This window comes from Streptomyces sp. NBC_00539 (assembly GCF_036346105.1).
Lineage (GTDB): Bacteria > Actinomycetota > Actinomycetes > Streptomycetales > Streptomycetaceae > Streptomyces.
Map to the genome: position 1 here is coordinate 5,968,409 of NZ_CP107811.1, position 26,366 is coordinate 5,994,774.

26 protein-coding genes are annotated in these 26,366 nt (G+C 72.2%); 18 read left to right on the forward strand and 8 right to left on the reverse strand.

Annotated elements, in window-relative coordinates:
- Nucleotides 1–70 precede the first annotated feature (70 nt).
- On the reverse strand, nucleotides 71–1,033 hold the full coding sequence (locus OG861_RS26920; protein WP_329193246.1) for a fibronectin type III domain-containing protein: 963 nt from the start codon (nucleotides 1,031–1,033) through the stop codon (nucleotides 71–73).
- 190 nt (nucleotides 1,034–1,223) lie between these two features.
- Here OG861_RS26920 and OG861_RS26925 point away from each other — a divergent pair, with 190 nt between their 5' ends.
- Together OG861_RS26925 and OG861_RS26930 are read left to right on the forward strand one after the other, a co-directional pair.
- On the forward strand, nucleotides 1,224–1,418 hold the full coding sequence (locus OG861_RS26925) for a hypothetical protein (RefSeq protein WP_136211500.1): 195 nt from the start codon (nucleotides 1,224–1,226) through the stop codon (nucleotides 1,416–1,418).
- Nucleotides 1,419–1,602: 184 nt separating this feature from the next.
- Nucleotides 1,603–3,171 carry a hypothetical protein gene (locus OG861_RS26930; protein ID WP_443056447.1) on the forward strand — a complete coding sequence of 523 codons (1,569 nt, stop codon included), beginning with the start codon at nucleotides 1,603–1,605 and terminating at the stop codon, nucleotides 3,169–3,171.
- 124 nt (nucleotides 3,172–3,295) lie between these two features.
- Here the strand turns inward: OG861_RS26930 and OG861_RS26935 are convergent, their stop codons facing one another.
- Both OG861_RS26935 and OG861_RS26940 read right to left on the reverse strand, forming a co-directional pair.
- Nucleotides 3,296–3,910, reverse strand: coding sequence for a cytochrome b/b6 domain-containing protein (locus OG861_RS26935; protein WP_443056446.1), 615 nt, complete (start codon nucleotides 3,908–3,910; stop codon nucleotides 3,296–3,298).
- Nucleotides 3,891–4,556 carry a molybdopterin-dependent oxidoreductase gene (locus OG861_RS26940; protein ID WP_329202003.1) on the reverse strand — a complete coding sequence of 222 codons (666 nt, stop codon included), beginning with the start codon at nucleotides 4,554–4,556 and terminating at the stop codon, nucleotides 3,891–3,893. Before OG861_RS26940 ends, OG861_RS26935 begins: the two co-directional genes overlap by 20 nt.
- Before the next feature lie 451 nt (nucleotides 4,557–5,007).
- Here OG861_RS26940 and OG861_RS26945 point away from each other — a divergent pair, with 451 nt between their 5' ends.
- From OG861_RS26945 to OG861_RS26960, 4 genes are all read left to right on the forward strand, one after another.
- Nucleotides 5,008–6,999 carry a galactose-binding domain-containing protein gene (locus tag OG861_RS26945; RefSeq protein WP_443056749.1) on the forward strand — a complete coding sequence of 664 codons (1,992 nt, stop codon included), beginning with the start codon at nucleotides 5,008–5,010 and terminating at the stop codon, nucleotides 6,997–6,999.
- Between the two features lie 58 nt (nucleotides 7,000–7,057).
- Nucleotides 7,058–7,660 (forward strand): TetR/AcrR family transcriptional regulator, encoded by a 603-nt coding sequence (locus tag OG861_RS26950; protein ID WP_329193239.1) that lies wholly within the window; start codon nucleotides 7,058–7,060, stop codon nucleotides 7,658–7,660.
- Nucleotides 7,661–7,730: 70 nt separating this feature from the next.
- Nucleotides 7,731–7,913 carry a hypothetical protein gene (locus OG861_RS26955; protein WP_329193237.1) on the forward strand — a complete coding sequence of 61 codons (183 nt, stop codon included), beginning with the start codon at nucleotides 7,731–7,733 and terminating at the stop codon, nucleotides 7,911–7,913.
- A gap of 20 nt (nucleotides 7,914–7,933) precedes the next feature.
- Nucleotides 7,934–8,479, forward strand: a complete 546-nt coding sequence (locus OG861_RS26960) for an MOSC domain-containing protein (RefSeq protein WP_329193235.1) — start codon at nucleotides 7,934–7,936, stop codon at nucleotides 8,477–8,479.
- A 34-nt stretch (nucleotides 8,480–8,513) separates the two neighbouring features.
- On the opposite strand, the gene OG861_RS26965 is transcribed toward OG861_RS26960, so the two are convergent.
- A complete protein-coding gene (locus tag OG861_RS26965; protein ID WP_329193233.1) occupies nucleotides 8,514–9,314 on the reverse strand; it encodes a hypothetical protein in 801 nt (266 codons plus the stop codon).
- A 147-nt stretch (nucleotides 9,315–9,461) separates the two neighbouring features.
- The gene (locus OG861_RS26970) at nucleotides 9,462–10,061 is read right to left on the reverse strand and encodes a methyltransferase domain-containing protein (RefSeq protein ID WP_330261879.1); all 600 of its coding nucleotides are present in this window, start codon (nucleotides 10,059–10,061) and stop codon (nucleotides 9,462–9,464) included.
- Between the two features lie 207 nt (nucleotides 10,062–10,268).
- Here OG861_RS26970 and OG861_RS26975 point away from each other — a divergent pair, with 207 nt between their 5' ends.
- The 7 genes from OG861_RS26975 to OG861_RS27005 all read left to right on the forward strand — a co-directional run bounded on the left by OG861_RS26975 (nucleotide 10,269) and on the right by OG861_RS27005 (nucleotide 16,719).
- Nucleotides 10,269–11,048, forward strand: a complete 780-nt coding sequence (locus OG861_RS26975; protein WP_329193229.1) for an MHYT domain-containing protein — start codon at nucleotides 10,269–10,271, stop codon at nucleotides 11,046–11,048.
- A gap of 82 nt (nucleotides 11,049–11,130) precedes the next feature.
- Nucleotides 11,131–13,602, forward strand: a complete 2,472-nt coding sequence (locus tag OG861_RS26980; RefSeq protein WP_330261880.1) for a sensor histidine kinase — start codon at nucleotides 11,131–11,133, stop codon at nucleotides 13,600–13,602.
- A complete protein-coding gene (locus OG861_RS26985; protein ID WP_329193225.1) occupies nucleotides 13,602–14,048 on the forward strand; it encodes a roadblock/LC7 domain-containing protein in 447 nt (148 codons plus the stop codon). The genes OG861_RS26980 and OG861_RS26985 overlap by 1 nt, the downstream gene beginning before the upstream one ends.
- Before the next feature lie 17 nt (nucleotides 14,049–14,065).
- Nucleotides 14,066–14,446, forward strand: coding sequence for a DUF742 domain-containing protein (locus OG861_RS26990; RefSeq protein ID WP_329193223.1), 381 nt, complete (start codon nucleotides 14,066–14,068; stop codon nucleotides 14,444–14,446).
- Complete coding sequence (locus OG861_RS26995; RefSeq protein WP_329193221.1) at nucleotides 14,446–15,084, forward strand: GTP-binding protein; 639 nt, start codon at nucleotides 14,446–14,448, stop codon at nucleotides 15,082–15,084. The genes OG861_RS26990 and OG861_RS26995 overlap by 1 nt, the downstream gene beginning before the upstream one ends.
- Nucleotides 15,085–15,319: 235 nt before the next feature.
- Nucleotides 15,320–15,718 (forward strand): roadblock/LC7 domain-containing protein, encoded by a 399-nt coding sequence (locus OG861_RS27000; protein ID WP_190186925.1) that lies wholly within the window; start codon nucleotides 15,320–15,322, stop codon nucleotides 15,716–15,718.
- A gap of 134 nt (nucleotides 15,719–15,852) precedes the next feature.
- Nucleotides 15,853–16,719: a DUF6397 family protein gene (locus OG861_RS27005; RefSeq protein WP_329193217.1), complete on the forward strand. Its 867-nt coding sequence runs from the start codon at nucleotides 15,853–15,855 to the stop codon at nucleotides 16,717–16,719.
- Here OG861_RS27005 and OG861_RS27010 read toward each other — a convergent pair.
- Genes OG861_RS27010 through OG861_RS27020 form a run of 3 tightly spaced genes read right to left on the reverse strand, consistent with a single transcriptional unit; the run spans nucleotide 16,683 to nucleotide 20,567 of the window.
- Entirely contained in the window at nucleotides 16,683–17,084 is a 402-nt protein-coding gene (locus tag OG861_RS27010) for a YchJ family protein (protein ID WP_329193215.1), read from the reverse strand. The genes OG861_RS27005 and OG861_RS27010 overlap by 37 nt on opposite strands.
- Before the next feature lie 8 nt (nucleotides 17,085–17,092).
- Nucleotides 17,093–17,986: an acyl-CoA thioesterase gene (locus tag OG861_RS27015; protein WP_329193214.1), complete on the reverse strand. Its 894-nt coding sequence runs from the start codon at nucleotides 17,984–17,986 to the stop codon at nucleotides 17,093–17,095.
- Nucleotides 17,987–18,044: 58 nt separating this feature from the next.
- Nucleotides 18,045–20,567: a DEAD/DEAH box helicase gene (locus OG861_RS27020; protein WP_329193212.1), complete on the reverse strand. Its 2,523-nt coding sequence runs from the start codon at nucleotides 20,565–20,567 to the stop codon at nucleotides 18,045–18,047.
- Nucleotides 20,568–20,712: 145 nt separating this feature from the next.
- On the opposite strand from OG861_RS27020, the gene OG861_RS27025 reads away from it, so the two are divergent.
- The 5 genes from OG861_RS27025 to OG861_RS27045 all read left to right on the forward strand — a co-directional run bounded on the left by OG861_RS27025 (nucleotide 20,713) and on the right by OG861_RS27045 (nucleotide 26,343).
- Nucleotides 20,713–21,504, forward strand: coding sequence for a metal-dependent hydrolase (locus OG861_RS27025; protein WP_329193210.1), 792 nt, complete (start codon nucleotides 20,713–20,715; stop codon nucleotides 21,502–21,504).
- A gap of 329 nt (nucleotides 21,505–21,833) precedes the next feature.
- Nucleotides 21,834–22,688, forward strand: a complete 855-nt coding sequence (locus OG861_RS27030) for a serine/threonine protein kinase (RefSeq protein ID WP_329193208.1) — start codon at nucleotides 21,834–21,836, stop codon at nucleotides 22,686–22,688.
- Nucleotides 22,657–24,054 carry a serine/threonine-protein kinase gene (locus OG861_RS27035; RefSeq protein ID WP_329193206.1) on the forward strand — a complete coding sequence of 466 codons (1,398 nt, stop codon included), beginning with the start codon at nucleotides 22,657–22,659 and terminating at the stop codon, nucleotides 24,052–24,054. Before OG861_RS27030 ends, OG861_RS27035 begins: the two co-directional genes overlap by 32 nt.
- Before the next feature lie 246 nt (nucleotides 24,055–24,300).
- The gene (locus tag OG861_RS27040; protein ID WP_443056445.1) at nucleotides 24,301–25,323 is read left to right on the forward strand and encodes an LGFP repeat-containing protein; all 1,023 of its coding nucleotides are present in this window, start codon (nucleotides 24,301–24,303) and stop codon (nucleotides 25,321–25,323) included.
- A 12-nt stretch (nucleotides 25,324–25,335) separates the two neighbouring features.
- Nucleotides 25,336–26,343, forward strand: a complete 1,008-nt coding sequence (locus tag OG861_RS27045; RefSeq protein ID WP_329193204.1) for a hypothetical protein — start codon at nucleotides 25,336–25,338, stop codon at nucleotides 26,341–26,343.
- Nucleotides 26,344–26,366: the final 23 nt, after the last annotated feature.

Genomic DNA, 26,366 nt, shown 5'->3' on the forward strand with positions numbered 1-26,366 from the left:
ATTGTGCGTGATCTTCTTTCACGGCCACGCCGTTCGCGTCGGAATCACCACCGGATCTCAAGTTCACCGCTCAGCCGGCGAGGACGGTCCGCCGCTCGGGGGTGAAGGCGCCCCAGTTGCCGTCGGGCAGTCTGGCCCGCAGTTTCAGGGACCAGACCGTACCCGCCGGCTCGGTCACCGTCAGCCGGTGCACCACCGTTCCACGGGGAACCGCACCGGCCCCGAACTGGATGACGGTGACGGGCTGTCCGTTGACGTAGAGCTGGTACTCGGTGGTCTCCTGCCCGGTGTCGGGAGCAGTCCAGGAAAGGGTGACGGTGCCCGGGGACGCCGCCGCGGTGAAGCCGGACGGCGCGGTGTCCGGCCCCCGGGCCGGGTCGGCGGCCGTGGTCACCTCGGCGAGGGGGCCGTCCGGGGAGGAGTTGTCGGAGCCGTCCCGGGCCCGGACCGTGAAGCCGTAGCGGGTGCCGGGCTGGAGGCCGGTCAGGGTGGCGGAGGTCTCGCCGGGGCCGGCCGTGTGGATCCGGACGCCGCCCTGGTAGATGTCGTAGGCCGTCACGCCGGTGTCGTCGCTCGCCGGCGCCCAGTTCAGCCGGGCCGTCCGGGGGCCTTCGGCACGGCCGGTGGTGGTGGCCGGGGCGGTGGGCGCCCGGTGGTCCTCGGCCCGGGCGGCCGGCGTGGTGACGCGGGCGGCCGCGCTGAGGGGGGAGCGGTGCCCGGCCGCGTCCTTGGCCCGGACGGCGAAGGCGTAGGCGGTCAGCGGGCTCAGTCCGGTGACGTCCACCATCGTCTTGTCGGCGGGCAGGTCCCGGACCAGCCGGTCCGCCTGGAACAGCTGGTAACCCGTCACGGCGCTCCCGCCCGAGGCGGCTTCCCACATCACGTGGACGGAAGTCGCGCTGCCGGCCTGGGCGGTGATGCCGACCGGGGTGCGCGGCGACCGTGCCCCGCCTCCCGAGCAGGCGTTCAGGGCCAGGCAGAGGGCGAGCGCGGCGGTGGTCCGCCCCAGGGGGTGTCTCGCGGGATCTCGCACGGGGAACGCCCTCCGCCGCCTGCTCGTAAAGGTCTAGACATATATGGCACGGCCCGACGCGGCCCGGCAAGTCCCGGGCGCCGTACACCTCAGGTGGGTCACACAGGGTCAACACCCGTACGGCGGACGCATGTTTCGCCCGAAGGGCCCCTCCTCTGCGCCACCATGGCGGCGCCCGAAGGAGGCTTCGATGGTGATTTCCCTCTCCGTGATCGTCCTGCTCCTCGTCCTCGCGTGGATCTTCCTGCGCGGCGGGGGCCTCAAGTTCTCCCACGCACTCGTCTGCGTCCTGCTCGGCTTCTACCTCGCGAGCAGCAGCATCGCCGCGACCATCCACAGCGGGCTCGCCGCGACGGCGAGCGTGGTCTCCGGCCTCAACCCCTGAAACCCCCGGAACCCCGGATCCCGGGGCCCCAGGGTCCCTGGATCGCGCCCGGCGACCGACTGTTGCGCGTTCGTGAATCATCCGGCTCCTCCATGGACTCCTCCCACGGTTCGACCTAGCGTCTGGCGGCGGCGCGATGTCAGACGTGGTGTCAACACAACCGATGGGAACGGAGGAAGTCCGGATGTTCCGAAGAGCGCTGAACTGCGCCGCGGTCCCCGCCGTCGCCGTCTTCGTGGCGATGTACGGGATCTCACCGGCGCAGGCCGAGGAGATACCCCAAACCCCCGGCCACCGCCTGGTCAGCCAGTACGACGGCGCCCCGGCCGCCGCCGTCGCGCTGCCCGGCCAAGCCCCGCCGCAGCACCCCTACCTCGCGCCCAACGGCCGCAGCGGCATGCACTCCGACGCCGCGGGCAGTGCCACCTCGCCCTGGTCCGGGCCGCTCGGCAAGAACCCGGAGGTGAGCAGCGAGAAGATCGCCGCTCTGGGCGGCGAATGCGCCACCACCACCTTCGACAAGGCCGGCCGGCTGGTCACCGTCTGCGGCACCTTCTCCGGCTTCAAGGTCGAACTCCTCGATCCGCACACCCTCGCCCCCCTGGCCGAACACCAGCTCCCGCAGCGTTCCTCCACCGTCGAGACCATCACCTCCCTCGACTTCTCGAAGATCTTCAAGGACACCTCGGGCGGCGCCTACTTCTACCTGGACGACCAGGACCGCGCCGTGCTGGCCGACTCCCGCCAGCACATCCTGCGCCTCGCCCATTCCCAGAACCCCGACGGCAGCTGGAAGTTCACCGTCGACGCCGACTGGGACCTCACCGGGCAGGTCCCGCACGACTGCGTCGGCTGGACCAGCCTGTGGCCCAGCGGCACCTGCGATCCCGTCACCTCCGTGATGCCCGACTGGGACGGCCGCATCTGGTGGGTCACCCGTCAGGGACGCGTGGGCACGGTGGACCCGGCCACCTCGCAGATCCGCTCGATCCGGCTCCAGGGGGAGGAGATCCAGAACTCCTTCTCCGTCGCCGAGGACGGCGTCTCCATCGTCACGGACCACGCGCTGTACAGCTTCCGCGCCGCCGCCGACGGCACCCCCGAAGTCCAGTGGCGCCAGACGTACGACCGCGGGACGGGAACCAAACCCGGCTCCGTCAACCAGGGTTCCGGCACCACCCCGGACCTCTTCGGTGACGGCTACGTCGCCATCACCGACAACGCCGCGGACCGGATGAACGTACTGGTCTACCGGCGGGGGGTGGACGTCCCGGCGGACCGGCGGCTGGTCTGCAAGGTCCCGGTGTTCGGCTCCGGCGCCTCCACCACCGACAACTCCCTGATCACCTGGGGCAACAGCATCATCGTCGAGAACAACTACGGCTACGAGAACCCCACCAGCCTGCTGCTGGGCAAGTCGGTCGTCGGGGGAGTCAGCCGCATCGACGTCCGCCCCGACGGGAGCGGCTGCGACACGGTCTGGCAGAGCGCCGTCCGCTCTCCCTCCGTCGTACCCAAACTGTCCACCGGCAACGGGCTGCTGTACTTCTACGAGAAGGAGCCCAACGTCTGGGGCATCGACGCCTGGTACCTCACGGCGGTGGACTTCCGCACCGGTGAGCGCCGCTGGCGTCAGCTGACCGGCACCGGACCCCTGTACGACAACAACTGGGCGCCGATCACGCTCGGTCCCGACGGTACGGCCTACGTCGGCGTGTTCAACGGGATCGTCGCGGTCCGCGACGGAGGCTGACGGGCCGGGCGGCGGGCGCCGGGCGGCGGGTAGGACGGTCCGGCGGGGGGCGGGGGGCGGGGGGCGGGGGGCGGGGGGCGGGTGGCGGGCGGTGGGCTGCCCCGTGTCCGTGGCGTGCCGCCCGTCACCCGCCGTGCCGCCAGAGCGGGTGTTCGCGCTCCGCCCAACGCCGGTCGACGGAACCCGTGCGCAGGCCGCGCCGGGCTTCCGGATCGCGCAGGGCCATGCCGATGTGCCCGGCGACGACGATGCCCAGCGTCAGGGCCAGCCAGTCGTGCACGAAGGTGGCACCGGTCCGCAGGACCAGCGGGGCGAGCCCGGTCAGCCACATCAGCAGCCCGGTGCCCAGCATCACCAGCACCGCCCCGGCCAGCCAGCCCGCGTACACCTTCTGCCCGGCGTTGAACTTCCCGGCCGGCCGCTCGCCACTCCGCCGCAGGGCGCTGCGCAGCCACACCCCGTCGTGCGGACCGAACCGCCCCAGGCGGCCGAGGTCGGCGCGCAGGGCACGGGACGCCAGGCCGAACAGGACCGGGACCAACAGCAGCAGCCCCGACCACTCGTGAACGGTGACGACCAGACGGCGGCGCCCCACCAGCTCCGCGAGCTGCGGCAGGTAGAGGCACCCCGCGGAGGCCACGCACACGCCCATCAGGACGGCCGTGGCGCGGTGGACCCACCGCTGGGCCCTGCCGAACCGGCGTACCCGCACGGGCGTTTCAGACAGTAGGGGCATCATCGCGTCCGTTCGATCGGCCGACCCACGCGTCGACGTCATAGCCGAGCCGCTCCCAGTAGCCGGGTTCCACCTCGTCGGTGACGGTGATGCCCGAGAGCCACTTCGCGGACTTGTAGAAGTACATCGGGGCCACGTACAGCCGTGCCGGCCCGCCGTGGGCGTGGCCCAGCGGCTCGTCCTGCATCCGCAAGGCCACCATCACGTCGTCCCGGCGCGCCTGGGGGAGGGTGAGGCTCTCGGTGTAGGCGCCGTCGAAGCAGCTGAACCGGATGGCGCGCGCCTGCGGCCGTACGCCTGCGGCGTCGAGCAGCCGTGACACCGGGACGCCCTCGAAGGCGGTACCCGGTACGCGCCAGCCGGTGACGCACTGGACGTCCCGCACCACACGGGTCTGCGGGAGCCGCCGCAGCGCGTCGAGATCGTACGTGGCCGGGCGCTCGACCAGGCCGTCGACGGTCAGCCGGTAGTCGGCGGGACCGCGTTCGGGCACCGAGGAGGCGACCGAGTAGTACCGGAACCCGCCGCCGTTCGGCAGCAGCCCCGTGAGGCCCGTCGGATCCTTGTCGGCCGCCGCGCCGAGTGCGGATTCCAGGGCGCGCTGCAGAACGGGCGCACCCAGCAGCCCGGCGGCGCCGAGCCCGACCATGCCGAGGACCAGTCGTCGGCCCAGGGGCGTGCCGGTCTCGTCGGGGTCGGGGTCCGCGAGTGGCGGTGTCGGGCCGGTCTGCTCTGTGCTCACGCACCGATTCGACCATCGCCCGGCGCCGGCCACCAGGGGAAACGGCGCGTCGTCAGACTTCCGTCACATCCGGCTGCGAAGGCCGCCCCGGCCGGGCAGGAGCCGAGGCCCTGCCCGGCGGGGCTCCGGCTCGGCCGGGCAGGGCGTCGGCACACCTGGAACCGACGGGCCGTCAGGTCAATCGTCCCGGACTATTGACTCTTGTGGCGGCAGTCGGGATTCTCGGTTGACCTTGCGCGGGACATGACAATCCACCCGCCGTCCGCCGACCGGAGACATGGTGATCACCGTGACCCGACAGCCGCACAGCGGAGGCAGGCCGATCGCGGTCCTGTCCCTGCTCCTGGCCATGCTCGCCATGGTCCTCGGCCCCACCCAAGGGGCCGCCGCGGCCGACCCCGGCTGGTGGGACCCCGTAGCCCGGCCGGCGCCGGACTCCGCCGTCAACGTCACCGGCGAGCCCTTCAAGGGCACCGACGCGCAAGGCAACGTACGCGGCTTCGTCGACGCCCACGACCACATCATGGCGAACGAGGGCTTCGGCGGCCGCCTCATCTGCGGCAAGGCCTTCTCCGACCTCGGTGTCGCCGACGCCCTCAAGGACTGCCCCGAGCACTACCCCGACGGCTCGCTCGCCGTCTTCGACTTCATCACCAAGGGCGGCGACGGCAAGCACGACCCCACCGGCTGGCCCACTTTCAAGGACTGGCCCGCCCACGACTCCCTGACCCACCAGCAGAACTACTACGCCTGGATCGAACGCGCCTGGCGCGGCGGCCAGCGGGTGCTCGTCAACGACCTCGTCACCAACGGGGTCATCTGCTCGGTCTACTTCTTCAAGGACCGCGGCTGCAACGAGATGGACGCCATCCGCCTCGAAGCGCAGAAGACGTACGACATGCAGGCCTTCATCGACAAGATGTACGGCGGCCCCGGAAAGGGCTGGTTCCGCATCGTCACCGACTCCGCCCAGGCCCGTGACGTCGTCAAACAGGGCAAGCTCGCCGTCGTCCTCGGCGTCGAGACCTCCGAGCCGTTCGGCTGCAAGCAGATCCTCGACGTCGCCCAGTGCAGCAAGGCGGACGTCGACCGGGGCCTGGACGAGCTCTACCGCCTCGGCGTCCGCAGCATGTTCCTCTGCCACAAGTTCGACAACGCCCTCTGCGGCGTCCGCTTCGACGGAGGCGCCCTGGGCACGGCCATCAACGTCGGACAGTTCCTGTCGACGGGCACCTTCTGGCAGACCGAGAAGTGCGCCGGCCCGCAGCACGACAACCCCATCGGCCTGGCCCCGGCGCCGCAGGCGCAGAAGGAACTGCCGCCGGGCGTCAGCGTTCCGTCGTACGCGGCCGACGCCCAGTGCAACACCAGGGGCCTGACGGCACTCGGCGAGTACGCGGTGCGCGGCATGATGAAACGCAAGATGATGCTCGAAGTCGACCACATGAGCGTCAAGGCCGCCGGGCAGGCCTTCGACATCCTGGAGACCGAGTCCTACCCGGGCGTGATCTCCTCGCACAGCTGGATGGACCTCGGCTGGACCGAGCGGCTCTACAAGCTCGGAGGTTTCGCCGCCCAGTACATGAACGGCTCCGAGGGTTTCACCGCGGAGGCCAAGCGTACGCAGGCCCTGCGCGAGAAGTACGGCGTCGGCTACGGCTACGGCACCGACATGAACGGCGTCGGCGGCTGGCCCGGCCCGCGCGGCGCCAACACCCCGAACCCCGTCACCTACCCGTTCCGCAGCACCGACGGCGGTTCCGTCATCGACCGGCAGACCGCCGGACAGCGCACCTGGGACCTCAACACCGACGGAGCCGCGCACTACGGCCTGGTCCCGGACTGGATCGAGGACATCCGGATCGTCGGGGGACAGGGCATCGTGGACGACCTCTTCCGCGGCGCCGAATCGTATCTCCGCACGTGGGGCGCGTCCGAACACCACCAGGCCGGGGCCAACCTCGCCGCGGGTGCGGCGGCGACGGCCAGTGCCTCGGAGTGGAACCCGTTCACCAGCTACGCGCCCGGCCGGGCCGTCGACGGCGACCGGGGAACCCGCTGGGCCAGCGGCTGGAGCGACGACCAGTGGCTCAGCGTCGACCTCGGCTCCTCCAAGCTGGTCAAGCGCGTCACCCTGGACTGGGAACGCGCGTACGGCAGGGCCTACCGCATCGAGACCTCCGCCGACGGCACCGACTGGCAGACGGTCTGGTCCACCACCACCGGTGACGGCGGCCTGGACACCGCCCTGTTCGCCGGCGTCCCGGCCCGCTACGTCCGCATCCACGGGCAGGGGCGCGGCACGCAGTGGGGCTACTCCCTGAACGAGGTCGGCGTCTACAGCAGCTGACCACGCGCGGCATGCGTCCCGGCGGCGAACGCGTACGACGCGGACGAAAGGAACACGCATGGGACGCATGCCCCTGGCCGACCGGCGGCGCCAGCTGACCGAGGCGGCGATCCGGGCGATGACCCGCGACGGCGTCGCCCGGACGACCACCCGGTCCATCGCCGCCGAGGCCGGGCTGTCGCTGAGCGTCTTCCACTACTGCTTCGACTCGAAGCAGGCGCTGCTGGAATCCGTCATCGAGACGATCACCGAACACTGCATCCGGGTGGTCCGGGAGGCGCTCCGCCCCCGGGCCACCCTCCACGAGACGATCCGGGCCGGTTTCCAGGCCTACTGGGACCACGTGGTGGCCCACCCGGGCGAGCACATGCTCACCTACGAACTCACCCAGTACGCCCTGCGCCAGCCCGGCTTCGCCCACCTCGCGCGACGGCAGCACCAGCTGTACTCCGACACCTACGGTGACCTCATCGACCGGCTCCGCACGGCCATGGCCTTCGAACTCGCCGCCCCTACCGAGGTCCTCGCCCGGTACCTCGCCGCCATGACGGACGGCCTGACCCTGCGTTTCCTCGTCCTCGGGGACGAAGGGGCCGCCTCCGAGATCCTGGACATGATCACCGACCACGTCACCGGACTGGTACGCGTTCCCGCCCCCTGAGGGGCGGGAACGTATGGCGGGGGTCACGCGTTGAAGGGGCAGTGGCCGAGGCAGAAGGAGGTGTCCGCAGATGTCCACAGGCGGAAAGGTCGCGGTTGCCGGCGTGGTGGCAGCCATCGTGCTGTTCGCGACGGTCGGATTCTGGGCCGGGCTCCTGGTTCTGATCGGGGTGCCCACAGCGGCGTACTTCATGCTGGACTCCTCCCAGCGGCGTCGGCTCCGCGGCATATCCAGGAAGCAGATCGGCCGCTGACGGCGGCCAGGGGGTTGTACATGGGCAGCGCACAGGTGACGGCGGTCAGCAGCAACGGCGTCTACTCCTTCACCAAGCCCCGGCGGGAGAGCATCACGCTGCTCGCCGGGCTCGGCGTCGAGGGAGACGTCCACGCCGGGGTCACCGTCAAACACCGCTCACGCGTGGCCCAGGACCCGACCCAGCCGAACCTGCGGCAGGTCCACCTGATCCACCGCGAGCTCTTCGACGAGGTCGCCGGAGCCGGCTTCACCGTCGGACCGGGCCAGCTGGGGGAGAACGTCACCACGGAGGGCGTGGACCTCCTCGCCCTGCCCGTCGGGACGCTGCTGCGCCTCGGTGAGGAGGCGGTGGTGGAGGTGACCGGCCTGCGCAACCCGTGCCTGCAGATCGACAATTTCCGCAAGGGGCTGCTCAAGCAGGTCGTAGGCAGGGACGAGGAAGGCCGCCGGGTGCTCAAGGCCGGCGTCATGGGCGTGGTCCGGCACGGCGGCACCATCCGCCCGGGCGACCCCATCACCGTCACCCTGCCGCCGGCCCCGCACGTACCGCTCGAACGCGTCTGACGCAGCGGGCGCGGGGGCGGAGCCCGCGGGGGCCTCAGACAGGTCGCACGGCGATACGGGTCAGGGCCGCCAGCAAATCGGGCAGCTTCGGCAGCTCCGGGTGGTCCGGATGGCCGTCCCCCGGGACCGGAAGCACCTCGCCCGGCGCCTCGTCGAGCAGGACGAACGCCGTCTCACCGGTGCGCGCCACCAGTGACCACCCGGGGCCGTCAGCCCGGAGCGTCCGCGCGTCCTCCTCCGCGAAGGAGGAACGCACCCGGCCCGGCGGCGGCGCCTGCTCCGCGTAGCCCGCGGCTTCCGCCAGCGCCCGCGCCAGCCCCGGGTGCGCCACGGCAGCCGCCCCGCCGTCCGGGGCCACCCGCTCGCGCCAGTCGGCCCAGTCCCGGGCGATCTGGTCCGCGCCGAGCCTGCGCTGCACGGGTCCCCAGACCTCCGCGGAGGGCGGGGCCAGCGGCACGCGACCCGTACCGTCCGCGCCCTGCTCGGGATCGTGCGGCTCGGGGAGCCCGGAGGCGGAGACGGTCAGCTCCAGCGGCCAGCCCGCCAGGGAGACCACGATGGTCCGCTCGTCCGGGGACAGGTCGTACTCCATGCCGCAGTCCCATGAGGCGATCGCGGTGGCCACCAGCGCGACGTCGTCCACGACGACCGTCCAGCGCGCGCCTTCCTCGTCCTGCCCGAGCACCAGCCCGTACCCGTCCAAGGCCGGCTTCACGCCCAGGAGCGCGCACGCCTCGGGGTAGTCGTCGCCGAGGACGGCCGGGAACCGGGTGGGGGTCACCAGCACCGCGGTCAGCACGTACAGCGAACCCCCGTCATCCTCCGCTTGTGACACGTGGCCTCCTCCCGATCCGGTCGCTCGCTCGTCGGCGCACCTTAACCAGTGGGTAACTCGCCCGTCGAGAGCCCGCGGGACTCGATTTTCAAGCCGGGCGGGGGCGTGAGGAGTTGAGGTCCGGCCGGGCCGGTGGCGGGCGCGGGGTCAGGGGCGGCGGGCGGCCAGGGCCAGGAAACGGTCGTCCTCGTCCGCGTACGAGATCATCTCCCAGCCCGCCGCCGACAGCAGCGGGCCCAAATTGTGGGCGGCCCTCAGATCGTCCGGGCTGAGCTCGCGGCCCTGGCGCGCGGCCAGGGCCGCCCGCCCGATCGGGTGGAACAGCACGAGGCGCCCGGCCGGGCGGACCACACGGGCGAGCTCGATCAGGTTCGACTCCGGATCGGGCAGGTGCGCGATCAGGCCGGCCGCGAACACCGCGTCCAGCACCCCGTCACGAAGCGGCAGCCGCGCCACGTCCGTGAGCAGCAGCGCCGCCGCTCCGCCCCGGCCGGCGTCCCGCGCGGCGGTGAGCATCTGCGGGGTGAGATCCGCGCCGATCACCGTCCCCGAGGGCCCGACGGCCGCGCGCAGTACCGGCAGGGCGCGCCCGGTGCCGCAGCCCGCGTCGAGCACCCTGTCTCCCGGTCGCAGACCGGACTGGGCCACGGCGCGCGCGAAGGCGGGGCCGTCACCCGGAAACTTGCGGTCCCAGTCCGCGGCGCGCGCCCCGAAGAACTCCCGGACATGCGTGTGGTCTTCGCTCATGAGGCCATGATCTCCCAACGCCGGCGCCGCACGGGTCCCGCCCGCCCGCACCCGTCCCACGCACCCGCCCCACGTGCTGGTCCCGTGGACAAGGTGACACGCGGCCTGATCGAAGACGAACCCAGCTCTGTCATATTCCAGCAGTTGCAGCGGCTTTCGAAATGCGCCCCTTGTTCGCGCCCTCACCCGCACTAGCGTCCGTGGGCCATGGGACACCTGCACCACGCCGCCTATGGCTGGCTGACACCCGCGCTGTCATATGTGATGGCCTGCATCGGCGCCGCCCTCGGGCTGCGCTGCACCGTCCGCGCCCTCGCCGCGACCGGATCCACCCGCCGCAACTGGCTCCTCACCGCCGCCTCCGCCATCGCAGCCGGCATCTGGACGATGCACTTCGTCGCCATGCTCGGATTCGAGGTGACGGGGACCGACATCCACTACGACGTCCCGCTGACCGTCCTCAGCCTCCTCGTCGCCGTGCTCGTCGTAGGCGCGGGCGTCTTCACCGTCGGCTACGGCCAGGGCCGCGGCCGCGCCCTGCTCCTCGGCGGTCTCACCACCGGCCTGGGTGTCGCCAGCATGCACTACCTCGGGATGGCCGCCCTGCGCCTGCACGGCACGGTCTCCTACCGGCCGCTCGCCGTCGCGCTCTCGATCGCCATCGCCGTCCTCGCCGCGACCGTCGCCCTGTGGGCCGCTCTCCACACCAGGTCGCCGCAGGCCGTCGCCCTCGCCTCGCTCGTCATGGGCGCCGCCGTCAGCAGCATGCACTACACCGGGATGCTGGCCGTCGCCGTCCGCGTCACCCCCTCCGACGCCGCCCTGCCCGGTGCGACCGCCATGCAGTTCGTCTTCCCCCTCGCGGTCGGGCTCGGCTCCTACCTCTTCCTCACCTGCGCGTTCGTGGCCCTGTCCCCGACCGCCGGTGAACGGGCCGCCTCGGCGTCGGCGCGCAGCCTCGGGGAGGGCGCCGTGGGAGCCCGCTGAACGGCCCTGCCCCCACTGCCGGGCGCCGCCCGCACACATCGCCCGCCCGCACCCCGCGTACAGCCCCGGAACGAGGAGTCCCATGCGCACACCCCGCAGGAGACCGCAAGCAGCGCCCCCGGCGCGCGGCCGCCGGGCGCACGCCGGGCCACCTGCCGACGAGCCGCCGGACGGGGCGCGCAGCGACGCCCCGGGGTCCTCGGCCCCGGACAAGCGGCCCCGGATCCGCCTGCGCCCCGGCACCGTGCGCGCCAAGGTCGTCTCCCTGCTGATGGTCCCGGTCGTCTCGCTGCTCGGGCTGTGGGGCTTCGCCACGGTGAGCACCGCCCAGGACATCGCCCGCCTCGGCCGCGTCCAGCGGATCGACGCACAGATACGCACCCCCCTGACGGCCGCCCTCACCGAACTCCAGGCCGAGCGGCGCGCAGCCGTCCGCTTCCTGGCGGACCCCGCGGCCGAGCAGGGCGCCGCCCTGGAGCAGCAGGCCCGGCGCACCGACGCGGCCGTACGGCGCCTGCGGCTCGGCGACCGGAACACGGTGGCCGACTCCGGTGACCACCCGAGGGAGGTGGTCGCCCGGCTCGGTGCCTTCGTGGCCGCGGCCGAGCAGCTCGGCCCGTTCCGCGGGCAAGTCGCCGGCCGGGCCACCGGCGCCGACACCGCCTACGAGACCTACACCCGGGTGGCCGACGCCGCTCTCGCCGCAGCCGGGTCCCTCTCCGGCGGCCGGGAGCCCGAGCTCGGGGCCGGGGACAGGGTGCTGCTGGAGTTCGGCCGGGCCGGGGAACTGCTGTCCCGCGAAGACGCGCTGCTCGCCCTGCCCGGTGCGTCCGGTGCGTCCGGTGCGTCCGGTGGGCAGGCGCTGCGCCGCCTGACCGGTGTCATCGAGACCCGGAGGGCGGTGACCGACTCGGCCGCGCGTGACCTGCCCGACGCCGGGCGGCGTGCCTGGGAGGCGGTGACCGGGAGCGCCCCGTACGCCGCGCTCACCGGCGCCGAGGAACGGGCGCTGGGGACTGCCGCCCCGGGGAACGGGAGTGCGGCGAAGGAGGCCCACGGGGTGCCCGCCGGATGGGACTCCGCGTACGCCGAAGTCGGCGCCTCCCTGCGGGAGATCGCGGACGCCGCCCACGCGGGAGCCACCGGCCGCACAGGAGCCGCAGGCCGCTCGGGCGCGTTCGCCGAGGGTGCGTTCGGTGCGTCGGGTGCCGCCGTGCTCCTGGGCCTGGCCGCCGTCGCCGCCTCCCTCGTCATCTCCGTGCGCATCGGACGCGCCCTCGTCGTAGAGCTGGTCTCGCTGCGCAACACCGCACTGGAGATCGCGCACCGCAAGCTCCCGCACGCCATGGAGCGGCTGCGGTCCGGACAGGAGATCGACATCGACGCCGAGACCACGCCCGGGCCGGCCGCGGACGACGAGATCGCCCAGGTCGGCGAGGCGCTGTCCACCGTCCACCGGGCCGCCCTGAGCGCCGCCGTCGAGCGCGCCGAACTCGCCGACGGCGTCAGCGGCGTCTTCGTCAACCTCGCCCGGCGCAGCCAGGTCCTGGTGCACAAGCAGCTCACCCTGCTCGACTCGATGGAACGGCGCGCCGAAGACCCGAGCGAGCTCGGAGACCTCTTCCGGCTCGACCACCTCACCACCCGGATGCGCCGGCACGCCGAGAGCCTGATCATCCTTTCCGGCGCCGCCCCCGGCCGGGCGTGGCGGGTGCCGGTACCACTGACCAACGTCGTCCGCGCCGCCGTCTCCGAGATCGAGGACTACCCGCGCGTAGAGGTCCGCCGGCTCGCCGAGGCCGCCATCGTGGGCGGCGCCGTGGCCGACCTCACCCACCTGCTCGCCGAACTGATCGAAAACGCGGCGCAGTTCTCACCGCCGCACACCAAGGTCCGGGTCACCGGTGAGCCGGTGGGGGCCGGATACGTCGTCGAAGTGGAGGACCGTGGGCTCGGCATGGGCAGTGCCGCACTCGACGAGGCGAACCGCCGCATCGAGCAGTCCGAGGCACTCGACCTCTTCGACAGCGACCGTCTCGGGCTGTTCGTCGTCAGCCGGCTCGCGGCCCGGCACGGGATCCGGGTGCAGCTGCGCACGTCCCCCTACGGGGGGACCACCGCGGTGGTCCTGTTGCCCAACTCCGTGATCCAGGGCGTGAGCACCGCTGTCCCTCCGCAGCCGGCCGAGGAACCGGAGCTCCGGCGTCCGGCTCCGGCGCCTCCCGAAGAGCCGGAGCCCCGGCGTCCCGCCCCGGTGGCGTCGCTCCGGCCGCGCGGCCCCGGTGGCGGTGACACCAGCAGGAAGGCCCCGGCGGCCGCGTCGCCCCCACCCGCGGCGGTGACCGAACTGCCGCGCAGGGTCCGCCAGGCCAGCCTGGTCCCGCAGCTGCGCGAGGTCCCCGCCCCGGCGGAGGCCGCCGGGGCGCCCCGGACCGGTGAGCCGCCGGGCCTCAGCCCGGAGCAGGCGCGGGACCGGATGGCGGCGTACCGGGCCGGCTGGGCGCGCGGCGCCCGGGAGAAGTCCCCTCACCACGACAGCGAAGGAGAATCCTGATGTCCGAGCAGCGCAGACCCGGCCTGGGCGCGGTACACGGATCCGGCGGCGAACTGGACTGGCTGCTGGACGACCTGGTGGTGCGGGTCCGGGAGGTCCGTCACGTCGTGGTCCTGTCCGACGACGGCCTCGCCGTCGGTTCCTCCAGCCGACTGAGCCGCGAGGACGCCGAGCACCTGGCCGCCGTCGCGTCGGGCTTCCAGAGTCTCGCCAAGGGCGCGGGGCGGCACTTCCACGCCGGAGGCGTGCGCCAGACGATGGTGGAGATGGAGGACGGGTTCCTGTTCGTCGCGGCTGCCGGGGAAGGCTCCTGCATGGCCGTCCTCAGCGCAGCGAACGCCGACATCGGGCTGATCGCCTACGAGATGGCCCGGCTGGTCAAGCGCGTCGGTGAACACCTCCACACCCCGCCGAGGTTCACGGCGCGGCCCCCGGCCGCGGGTTGAGGGCGGCGGGCGCACGGATGGAAGGCCACTGGTACGACGCGGAGGCGGGCCCGCTCGTGCGTCCCTACGCCATGACGGGAGGGCGCACCAAGCCGGGCCCGCACGGGGTCAGGTTCGACCTGATCGCCCTGGTCGTGGTGGACGGGGCGACCGCGGCCGCGGGGGACGAGGCGCTGCTGGGCCCCGAGCACCGTGCACTGCTCGGGCTCTGCCGGGCGCAGACGCAGTCGGTGGCGGAACTGGCGGCCGACGCCGACCTGCCGGTGGGCGTCGTGCGGGTCCTGTTGGGAGACCTGTTGGAGGGCGGCCACGTGTCGGTCAGCCGCCCGGTACCGCCCGCCCGGCTCCCCGACGAGCGGATTCTGCGGGAAGTCATCGAAGGATTGCGAGCACTGTGATGGGACTGCAGGACGACGGACCGGCCCTGGACGACGGAGCGGACGCGGAGTCGGCTCCGCTGGCGCTGAAGATCCTCGTGGCGGGTGGTTTCGGGGCGGGCAAGACCACCCTGGTCGGGTCGGTCAGCGAGATCAGGCCGCTGCGGACCGAGGAACTGCTCAGCCGGGCGGGGGAGCTCGTCGACGACACGGGAGGCGTCGGCCGCAAGACGACCACGACGGTGGCCATGGACTTCGGGCGGATCACCATCAGGGACGGGTTGTCGCTGTACCTGTTCGGGACGCCGGGTCAGGACCGGTTCTGGTTCCTCTGGGACGAGTTGTCGCAGGGCGCACTGGGCGCGGTGGTGCTCGCGGACACCCGGCGGCTGGAGGACTGCTTTCCGGCCGTCGACTACTTCGAGCACCGCCGGATCCCCTTCCTGGTGGCCGTCAACTGTTTCACCGAAGCCCGGCGGTACGGGGCGAACGAGGTGGCGCGGGCCCTGGACCTGGAGCAGGGGACGCCGGTGGTGCTGTGCGACGCACGGGACAAGGACTCGGGGAAGGAAGTGCTGGTCAGGCTGGTGGAGTACGCCGGGCGTGTGCACACCGCCCGACTGCTCGACTCCGTCGGTCCGCCGACGGGGCCGCACTGAAGGGCGGCTGTGTCGACCGGTCCGCGGCGGTGCGCGGGCTTGCGCCGTCGGCCGGAAGTGTCCGGCAGCCCCCGTGCGGGCGGCGCCGGGACGAAGCCCGCCATTCCTCTTGAGTCATCTTCTGCGCCGGGGGTCCGTCCTCCTTGCCGGGAAGCAGCTGGTGGGGAAGGCTTGCGGACGACCGAGCAGAGTGGGGCGCGGCCACGTGGGCCGCGCCGACGGGGAGGGGCTCTACATGGCATTGGACAAGCAGCTCGACTGGCTGCTCGACGACCTGACGCGCAGGGTGCCGCAAGTGCGGCACGCGGTGGTGCTGTCCAACGACGGGCTGGTCACAGGAGCGAGTGCCGGGCTGGCGCGGGAGGACGCCGAGCACCTGGCGGCGGTCGCGGCCGGACTGCAGAGCCTGGCGAAGGGGTCGGGGCGGCACTTCCGCGCGGGTGACGTCCGGCAGACGATGGTCGAGTACGACGAGGGGTTCCTGTTCGTCGTGGCCGCGGGCGCGGGCAGTTGCTTGTGCGCGCTGAGCGCCGCCGAGGCGGACATCGTGCAGGTCGCGTACGAGATGACGCTGATGGTGAACCGGGTCGGCGAGCACTTGGGCGTCACCGAGCGGCGGATCACGGGAGGCTGAGGGCTCGCCCGGGACGCCCCTGAGAGGCACGGCCGACTGCCGGGTCCGGAGTTATCCACAGGCCCTGCGCCCTTCCGTCGCTCTCGGTTACGGTCTTCACACAGAGTGATCGCCACTCGTGGGGGAGGACCGTGATGAAGAGTGATGTGCAGGGCTGCGCCGTACTGGACGAACCCGGGCGGATGATGCCCGAGGTGCGCGCGCAGGCAGGGGCGGAGGTACCGGCGGACGCGTCGCAGGACCAGCTGCTCGGCGCCGTCCGGGCGGCCCGGGAACTGGGGCTCAAACGGGGCGAGTTCGCCCGGGCCGTCCAGCTGGGGCTGGTGCGCGCGGGACCACGGGCGCCGAGCGGGGCAGCCCGCTTCACCCCGGGCGAGCTGGAGCGTGTCCGCGCGGGCGAGGGATTTCCGCAGGCGCTGCGCGCGCGGGTCGAGACCGTGGCGGGTGCGGACGCCGCGGCCGAGGTGCTGGGGGTCGGGCCGAGCCGGTTGACCCGGCTCGCGCGTTGCGGGCACCTCGTCCCGGTCGGTTACCGGATCAACCGGTACCGGGCCGTGGTGTGGCTCTATCTGGCGGCAGAACTGAGGGAGTTCGCCGTCCGGGAGGCCGGGATGCTGAGGGGCATCGCGTCCCCTGGGGACCGCGAGCTGATCGCGGCCAGGACGGACCTGCGGCCGCGGGCGTGGCGCGGGCGGCACGTGGGGCTGCTGTTGAGACGAACCGTCGACCCCTGGGAGCGGGCGGCCGTACTGGCCTCCGTCCTCCCGGAGGAAGAGGTACGGGCGGTGGTGCCCGATCCGGCGGAGCGGATCGTCCTGGCGGCCCTCGCACCGCCCCCGCCGTACGGGCATCCGCAGCTGCCGGCGGCCGCGGCCGTGGCGCTGCCGCTGCTACGGGCGCAGGAGCCGGATGAGGTCCACTGGTACCGCACCAGCCTGGAGTTCGCCTTGACCGGGGCGCGTGGTCAGTCGAAGTCGACGGGGGAGAGGGGGCCGACGTAGACCCAGGCCCCTTCCTCCCGGGAGAAGGCGCTGCGTTCGTGCAGGGACCCGGTGTGCCGGCCCTCGCGGTAGTGCGCCCGGAACTCCACCGATCCCTCCGTCTCGAACATCCCGCCGCGCTCGGTGGCGAGGACCTCCAGCCGCTCCCAGCGCTGGCCGGGGTGCAGTTCGAGCCCGGCCGGGCGGGTCGAGGAGTGCCAGGAGCGCAGCAGGTAGGCGGTGTCGCCGACGGCGAACGCGCTGAACCGGGAGCGCATGAGCAGTTCGGCGGTGGGGGCCTGCCGCTCACCGGAGTGGAAGCGGCCGCAGCACTGCGGATAGGCGGCGGGCAGCCCGCAGGGACAGGGGAGGGCCGGCGTGGACATGATGGGGCTCAGTTCTTCGGGGATGACGGAGAGGACGGGTACGGGCGGAAGAGGCCTTCTTGGACCACCGAGACCAGCAGCTTGCCCTCCAGGTCGTAGATGCGACCGCGGGCCAGGCCCCGGCCGCCGTGCGAGATGGGCGACTCCTGGTCGTACAGGAACCACTCGTCCGCCCGGAACGGCCGGTGGAACCACATGGCGTGGTCGAGGGAGGCCATGTCGAAACCGCGCATGCCCCACAGGGGTTCCACGGGGATGCGCACGGCGTCGAGGAGGGTCATGTCACTGGCGTAGGTGAGGGCGCAGGTGTGGACGAGAGGGTCGTCGCCCAGCGGGCCGACGGCGCGCATCCACACGGCGCTGCGCGGATCTGCGTCCTTGAGCTCCTGCGGGGTCCAGCGGAGCCGGTCCACGTACCGGATGTCGAAGGGCTGACGGCGGGCCATCCGTTCCAGCGCCTCGGGCAGCGCGCCCAGGTGCTCGCGGATCTCGTCGACCACCTTCGGCAGCGTGTCCGGGTGCGGGAAGTCGAGGCGAGGAGGCAGCTGGTGCTCGATGCCGCCCTCCTCCGGGTGATGGAAGGAAGCGGTCAGGTTGAAGATGGTCTTGCCCTGCTGGACCGCGGTGACGCGGCGCGTGGTGAAGGAACGCCCGTCGCGCACCCGCTCCACCTGGTACACGATCGGTACCCCCGGGATGCCGGGGCGCAGGAAGTACGCGTGCAGCGAGTGGACGGGACGGTCGCTCTCGGTGGTGCGGCCGGCCGCCACCAGCGCCTGGCCGGCGACCTGCCCGCCGAACACGCGCTGGAGGGACTCCTGGGGGCTCGCGCCCCGGAAGATGTTGACCTCGATCTGCTCCAGATCGAGCAGATCGACCAGTCTCTCGGCGGGGTTGGTCATCAGGGGTTCTCCGTTGTCGGGTCCGGCGGGTCCGGTGGCGCTGGCTTACGCGGGCAGGTCAGAGCGCGCCGAGCTCGCCGACCGAGGTGACGCGGATGACCGCCCGGCCCTCCTCGTCGGAGGCCGCGAGGTCGACCTCGGCGCTGATGCCCCAGCCATGGTCCCCGTTCGGGTCGGCGAAGGTCTGCCGGACGCGCCACAAGCCGTGTGCCGCGTCCTCCTCGATCTGCAGGAGCTTCGGTCCCCGCGCGTCGGGGCCGGTGCCCAGGTCGTCGTACTCGTCCCAGTAGAGGTCCATGGCCTCGCCCCAGGCGTCTGCGTCCCAGCCGGAGTCGCCGTCCAGCTCTCCCAGCACGTTGACGTGGTCCAGGGCGGCCAGCTCGACCCGGCGGAACATGGCGTTGCGGACGAGGACCCGGAAGGCGCGCGAGTTCGCGGTGACGGGCTTGACCTGGTCGGCCTTCTCCTGGGCCTCCTCCGCCGTCTCCACCTCCGGGTTCGCCAGCTGCTCCCACTCGTCCAGCAGGCTGGAGTCCACTTGGCGCACCAGCTCGCCCAGCCAGGCGATGAGGTCCTGGAGGTCCTCGGACTTGAGGTCGTCGGGGATGGTGTGGTCCAGGGCCTTGTAGGCACTGGCCAGATAACGCAGCACGATGCCCTCGGTGCGGGCCAGCTCGTAGTAGGAGGTGAACTCGGTGAAGGTCATCGCCCGCTCGTACATGTCGCGGATGATCGACTTCGGGGAGACCGGGTGGTCGCGGACCCAGGGGTGGCTCTTGCTGTACACGTCGTAGGCGTGCAGGAGCAGCTCTTCGAGCGGCTTGGGGTACGTCACGTCCTGGAGCCGCTCCATCCGCTCCTCGTACTCGATCCCGTCGGCCTTCATCGCGCCCACGGCCATGCCGCGTTCCTTGTTCTGCTGCGCGGCCAGGATCTGGCGCGGGTCGTCAAGGGTCGACTCGACGACCGACACCATGTCCAGGGCGTAGGAGGGGGACTCCGGGTCCAGCAGGTCGAAGGCGGCGAGCGCGAAGGTGGACAGCGGCTGGTTCAGCGCGAAGTCCTGCTGGAGGTCGACGGTGAGCCGGATGCTGCGGCCCTCCGCGTCCGGGGTGTCGAGCTGTTCGACGACGCCGCCGTCCAGCAGCGAGCGGTAGATGGCGATCGCCCGGCGGATGTGGCGCAGCTGGGCCTTGCGCGGCTCGTGGTTGTCCTCCAGGAGGTGGCGCATCGCCTGGAAGGCGTCGCCCGGCCGGGCGATCACCGAGAGCAGCATGATGTTGGTGACCTTGAAACGCGAGGTGAGCGGCTCCGGGTCGGCGGCGATCAGCTTCTCGAACGTGGTGTCCGACCACGCCACGAAGCCCTCGGGCGCCTTCTTGCGGACCACCTTGCGGCGCTTCTTCGGGTCGTCGCCCGCCTTGGCGAGGGCCTTCTCGTTCTCGATGACGTGCTCGGGCGCCTGCGCGACGACATAACCCGCCGTGTCGAAGCCGGCCCGTCCGGCCCGGCCGGCGATCTGGTGGAACTCGCGGGCGCGCAGCGTCCGTACCCGGTTGCCGTCGTACTTGGTGAGGGCGGTGAACAGCACCGTGCGGATCGGGACGTTGACACCCACCCCGAGGGTGTCGGTACCGCAGATCACCTTCAGCAGACCGGCCTGCGCCAGCTTCTCCACCAGGCGGCGGTACTTGGGCAGCATGCCCGCGTGGTGCACGCCGATGCCGTGGCGGACGTAGCGGGAGAGGTTCTGCCCGAACTTCGTGGTGAAGCGGAAGTTGCCGATCAGCTCCGCGATCTTGTCCTTCTCCTCGCGGGTGCACATGTTGATGCTCATCAGCGACTGCGCCCGCTCGACCGCCTGGGCCTGGGTGAAGTGCACGATGTACACCGGAGCCTGCCGGGTTTCCAGCAGCTCGGTGATGGTGTCGGTGATCGGCGTGGTGACGTACTCGTACGACAGCGGTACCGGCCGGGTTGCGGAGCGGACCACCGAGGTCGGCCGCCCGGTGCGCCGGGTCAGGTCCTCCTCGAACCGCTTCATGTCACCGAGCGTCGCCGACATGAGGACGAACTGCGCCTGCGGCAGCTCCAGCAACGGGATCTGCCAGGCCCAGCCGCGGTCCGGCTCGGCATAGAAGTGGAACTCGTCCATCACGACCTGGCCGATGTCGGCGTACTTCCCGTCACGCAGGGCGATCGAGGCCAGCACCTCGGCGGTGCAGCAGATCACCGGCGCGTCCGCGTTCACGGAGGCGTCACCGGTCAGCATGCCGACGTTCTCGGTGCCGAAGAGCTTGCACAGGTCGAAGAACTTCTCCGACACCAGCGCCTTGATCGGAGCGGTGTAGAAGGTGACCTTGTCCTGGGCCAGGGCGGTGAAGTGCGCGCCGGCCGCGACGAGGCTCTTGCCGGAACCGGTCGGGGTGGACAGGACCACGTTCGCCCCGGAGACGACCTCGATCAGGGCCTCCTCCTGCGCCGGGTACAGGGTGATGCCCTGGTCCTGCGCCCACGAGGAGAAAGCCTCGAAGAGGGCGTCGGGGTCGGCGGTCGGCGGGAGCTGATCAATGAGGGTCACACCCCCCATCTTGCCTGGCTTCCCGCCGGATCAGGCAACCGGCGACCGGAGGCAAGATCATCGACTGTACGCTGTGCCGTCGACGCGGCCCGAACGAATCAGTCACCGGGGCCCGAGACGACCGAACCGGGGCGGGAAAAGAAACATGATGGGTCCGGCGCATTCCCTGTCCGGCGCGGCGGCCTGGCTGGGGGTGGGTGCGGCGGCCGCGGCCGCGGGGCACCCGATGCCGTGGCCCGTCCTCGTCGTCGGCGCGCTCATCTGCGCCGGCGCTGCCCTCGCCCCCGACCTCGACCACAAGTCGGCGACGATCTCGCGCGCCTTCGGGCCGTTGTCCCGAGGGCTGTGCGAGGTGGTCGACAAGATCTCTTACGCCGTCTACAAGGCGACGCGCGCCCCGCGCGACGCCCGCCGCAGCGGCGGGCACCGCACCCTGACCCACACCTGGCTGTGGGCCGTCCTCGTCGGCGCCGGCTCCTCCGCCCTGGCGGTGACCACCGACCGCTGGGGCGTGCTCCTCCTCCTCTTCGTCCACCTGGTACTCGCCGTGGAAGGCCTGCTGTGGCGGGCCGCCAGGATGTCCAGTGACATCCTGGTGTGGCTGCTGGGGGCCACGAGCGCCTGGATCCTGGCCGGTGTGCTCGACCAGCCCGGCAACGGCGCGGGATGGCTGTTCACGGAACCCGGCCAGGAGTACCTGTGGCTCGGTCTGCCGATCCTGCTCGGCGCCCTCGTCCATGACATCGGCGACGCGCTGACCGTCTCGGGCTGCCCGGTCCTGTGGCCGATCCCCATCGCCGGCAAGCGCTGGTACCCGATCGGTCCGCCCAAGATGATGCGCTTCCGGGCGGGCAGCTGGGTGGAGCTCAAGGTCCTCATGCCGGTGTTCATGCTGTTCGGCGCGGTGGGCGGCGCCGGCGCGCTGAACTTCATCTAGGCCACCCCGGGCCCCCGAACCCTCGGGCCCCGGGAACGGCGGACCGCCCGGTGTGCCGTCACGGTCGTCCGCGGAGCCCGCGGGGGTGCGGTTCGCGCCGTTTCGCCGCGGGTGGGCCGGGGCGGACCGCGGCCCCGCTGCTCCGGGGGAAGGGCGCGCGTACGGGTTCGCCCGGCGCCCGGAAAGGCCGGATGTCCCTGCGCCTGGGCGACCGCGACGTGGCGCGTACCGGCTCATTACGGCCAAAGACCGGGCAGAGCCCGATCCTCCGGGATGTATAACGTTCGGCGGGCGTGACGACCGCCCGCACGGGGGGCGAGGAGCAGGCTGTGAGCGGGATAGTGATCTACCTGCCGCCGGGGAGCGGCGGCGCGGGTGGCGCGGAGCCGGGCGACGGGGCGGTGACGTTACGGCTCGGCCCGGGGGAAGTGGCCCGGTTCGGGCGGGGATCGGCCACGACGCCGGTCGAACTCCGCCTCGTCGACGACGCGATCTCCCGCCTGGCCGGCGAGATCCGGGTGACCGACGACCACTGGCAGCTCAGCAACCTCAGCGCGACACACAGCTACCTCGTGGAGAACCCCGAAGGGGCCGGCGAGTACCTGCGGGTCCCGCCACGCCGGGCCGGAGCCCCCATCCCCTTCGAGTTCTCCCGCGTGGTGCTGCCCACCCGACACGACACCACCGTCTCCTTCCAGGTCTTCGCCCCCGACCACGTCTACCTCGACCCGGACGGCCTGGGCGGCGCCGGCGGGCAGTGGGGCGGTCGCACGGTCACCGCGTACTCCCTGGACGAGACGGCCACCTACTTCCTCGTCCTGGTGGCGCTCTGCGAACCCCGGCTGCGCGACGAGTCACCGGTCGCGGTGCCGACCACACCCCAGATCGTCGAACGGCTCAGGGACCACGCGGCCTGCGGCAGGCTGACGGCCCGTGCGGTCAGCTCCCACATCGACTACCTCGCCGAGGAGAAGATGCGCGTCGCCCCGCCGGCCGAGCAGGACCCCGGCCGCGGCGCCCGCCGCAACGGCAAGCGGGAGTCGATCGTCGGCCTCGCCCTGCGGTTCGGGCTCGTACGGGAAGAGCACCTGGCGCTGCTGCCGCCCCGCAGCGGGGCGGCCCCGCGCAACGAGCAGACCGGAGGAGGGGAAGGTGCACGGCCCGGCCGACACCTCGGGAAGTGACTGCACGCAGCTGCTCGCGCCCGGCTACCGCGTCGGGAGCTGGGAAGTCACCGAGCCCATCGCGGCCGGCGGCTGGGGGACCGTCTACGCGGGACGCGCGGTCGGCGGGGACCGGCCCGCGCAGGAGGTGGTCGCGCTCAAGTTCCTGCCGACCTCCGGGCTCGCCCCGCGGCAGGCCCGCAACGTCGTGGACACCGCCCGGCGCGAGGTCGAACTGGGCCGCCGAGCGGGCCACCCCCGGCTGATCCGGCTCCTGGACTCCGTCGTGCTCAGCGAGCCGGACCATCCGCTCCTGGACGGTGCGCTCGTCCTGGTGATGGAGCGGGCCCACCGCAGCCTGCGGGACCGCCTGCGAGCAGGCCCGGTGGGCGAAGCCGAAGGGGCCCGTCTGATCACCGGGATCTGCGAGGGCCTCGCCCACCTGCACCGCACCGGCTGGGTGCACGGCGACCTCAAACCGGACAACATCCTGCTCATGGCGGACGGTTCCGTCAGACTCTCCGACTTCGGCCTCGCCGCCGAACTCACCGGCACCCACGGCACCCACGGCTACGCGCCCCCGATGGGCACCTTCGACTACCTCCCGCCCGAGCGCTGGAGGGCCCCCCTCGGCGAGCACGGCGTCCAGGTCCGCCCGAGCGCCGACATCTGGGCCCTCGGCATCGTGATCCACGAGGTGTTCACGGGCGGCACCCCACCGTTCCCCGGCGCCACCCCCATGGCCCGCGGCGCGGCGGTACAGGAGTACGCCGACGGACGGGCCCCCCTGCGCCTGGACCCCGCCGTACCGCACTTCTGGCGCGAGCTGGCCGCGGACTGCCTGGCCCCCTCCCACGCCGCCCGCGCCGCCCACACGGCCCAGAGCCTCCTGGCCCGCGTCACCGCCCGGCCGCGACCGGGCAAGGATCGCCCGGCGGGCCGCACGCGCAGGGCCGTCCACGCCGCCCTCGTCTCCGCGCTGATGTGCGGGGCGGCTGCGGGGAGCACCCCGTACGCCGCACTCGACGGCACCTTCGCCCCGCCCGGGGCGGCCGGCCGGATCCGGGTGTTCAACGCCGAACCGAGCTGCACGACCCGCACCGACCGGGACCCGGACTGCAGCCTCGGTCTCGCCATCGACCCCCAGCGGCCCTACACCGCGGACAACGTCGTCCCGACCCGGGTGTGGCAGGGCGACGAGCTGGCCGTCGACTGCCTCCTCGCACACGGCATCCCCATCATCGACGAGGGGGACGCCTGGTCACCCCAGTGGTTCCGCGTCCGGCTGGCCGCCGGCTCGCCGCGGCCCACCGCCTGGCTGCCCGCCGTACGCACGAAGGACCGCCCCCGCGTCCCCGCCTGCCCGGCGCCCGCCTCCGGACGCTGATCCGGGGCCGCCCCCGCCCCTGTCCGGGCCCATCCCCATCCCCGTCCCGCCCCATCCCATCCCCCCACCCGACCCATCCCTATCGGGGACTCTCCGGCGCTGTCACTCCGGAACGTTGCGGATGCCCCGCCCGCCGCGCACGCGGCTAGCTTGCGGACGTTCGGTGGGCCGACCGCGCACAGTTCGCTCCGGCACGCCGAACGCCCGTACACCGCAAGGTGACTGACGAAGCGAAGGAGCTGGAACGTGCGTGGCACAACAGCTGGGCGCGCGAGATCCGTGACGGCGGCCCTCCTGGTCGCGGCGGTGATGTCCGCCCTGGGCGGCGGCCCCGCCACCGCGCGGAACGCGGTGCCCGGACCCCTCGGGCACGCCATGACGGCCGAGTTCTACTGCGACATCCCCCCGGAGCGGGACATTGCCGTAACCCGCAAGGTCTACGAAGTCGGACAGCGCCGGGGAGTGTCCGACAAGGTCATGCTCGCCGGGTTCGAGACGGGCTGGGTCGAATCCCGGATGAACAACCTCGACTGCGGGGACCGGGATTCGCTGGGCGTCTTCCAGCAGCGTCCCTCCCAGGGCTGGGGCTCCCCCGAACAGGTCATGGACGTCGACTACGCGGCGAACAAGTTCTTCGAGGTGGCCCAGCAGATGGAGCCGGGGATGGAGGGCAGCAGCGCCGGCGAACTCGCCCAGGCGGTCCAGCGGTCCGGCTACCCCGAGCGCTACCCGCAGGCCGAGGGCATCGCCCGGCAGATGCGGGACGAGGCCTTCCAGCCCTACGGGACGATCGGCGCCAAGTACTACGGCACCGGCGGACCCGACGGCCCCCTCGGCCGGCCGCTGCGCGCGGAGGAACCCGCCCAGTCGGGCGGACGGTTCCAGCTGTTCCAGCACGGGATCGTGATCTGGCATCCGGATGCGGCGTTCGCGGTGTACGGGGAGATCCTGGACAAGTTCTGGGCGACGGACGCGGAGCGTCGTTGGGGTTTCCCGACGATGGACGAGGCGGATGCGTCGCAGGCGCCGAACGGGACGCGGGGCCGGTACCAGTTCTTCGAGCAGGGCTTGTTCATGTGGTCGCCGCAGACCGGTACGCACGTCGTCCACGGTGCGATCTACCAGGCGTTCCACGCGGGTGGTCATGAGGGCGTGTTCGGCTACCCGGTCGGTGACGAGGCCGACGAGCCGGGCGGCAAGGTTCAGAAGTTCCAGAACGCCAGCATCCACTGGAACCCCGACCGGGGCACCTGGACCACCACCAACTGACCGGGAGACGGCATGAGATCGTTGATCCTCCGGCGCGCGGTCAAAGCCGCGGCGCCACTGCTCGCAGCCCTCGCGCTCACCTTCTTCATGGCGCCCGCGGCGACCGCCTCCGAACCGGACGGCTCGATCGGACGCGGTGAGGTCATGGACCGGGCCTGGTCCTGGGTCGCCGAGCAGGTGCCCTACAGCCAGAGCGGCTGCTACGCCAACCAGTTCGGCTGCTACCGCCCCGACTGCTCGGGCTTCGTGTCGATGGCCTGGCACCTGGGGTCGTCACTGACGACCTGGAGCCTGTGGAACGTCACCTTCGACATCCCGGCCGCGGACCTGCAGCCCGGCGACGCCCTGCTGCGCGACTCGGACGGCACCGACCACGTGGCGCTGTTCGTCCGGTGGGCCGACGCCGCCCACACCCAGCCGGTGGTGCGCGAGACGTACGACTTCGGGCACGTGGCCGAGGAACGGGTGTGGGGCAACGGCCTGCGCGGATTCACGCCCCGCCGCTACAACGTGCTCGACGACCTGATGCCGTACGGCGCGATCAGGGCCAAGTACGACAGCATGGGAGGCCTGGACAGCGTGCTGGGCCCGCCGACCTCCGGGGAACGCGACTCCATGATGGGCGGCCGCTTCCAGGGCTTCCGCAACGGGATCGTGATCTGGCATCCGGATGCGGCGTTCGCGGTGTACGGGGAGATCCTGGACAAGTTCTGGGCGACGGACGCGGAGCGTCGTTGGGGTTTCCCGACGATGGACGAGGCGGATGCGTCGCAGGCGCCGAACGGGACGCGGGGCCGGTACCAGTTCTTCGAGCAGGGCTTGTTCATGTGGTCGCCGCAGACCGGTACGCACGTCGTCCACGGTGCGATCTACCAGGCGTTCCACGCGGGTGGTCATGAGGGCGTGTTCGGCTACCCGGTCGGTGACGAGGCCGACGAGCCGGGCGGCAAGGTTCAGAAGTTCCAGAACGCCAGCATCCACTGGAACCCCGACCGGGGCACCTGGACCACCACCAACTGACGTACTCACCCACAACCATCGAC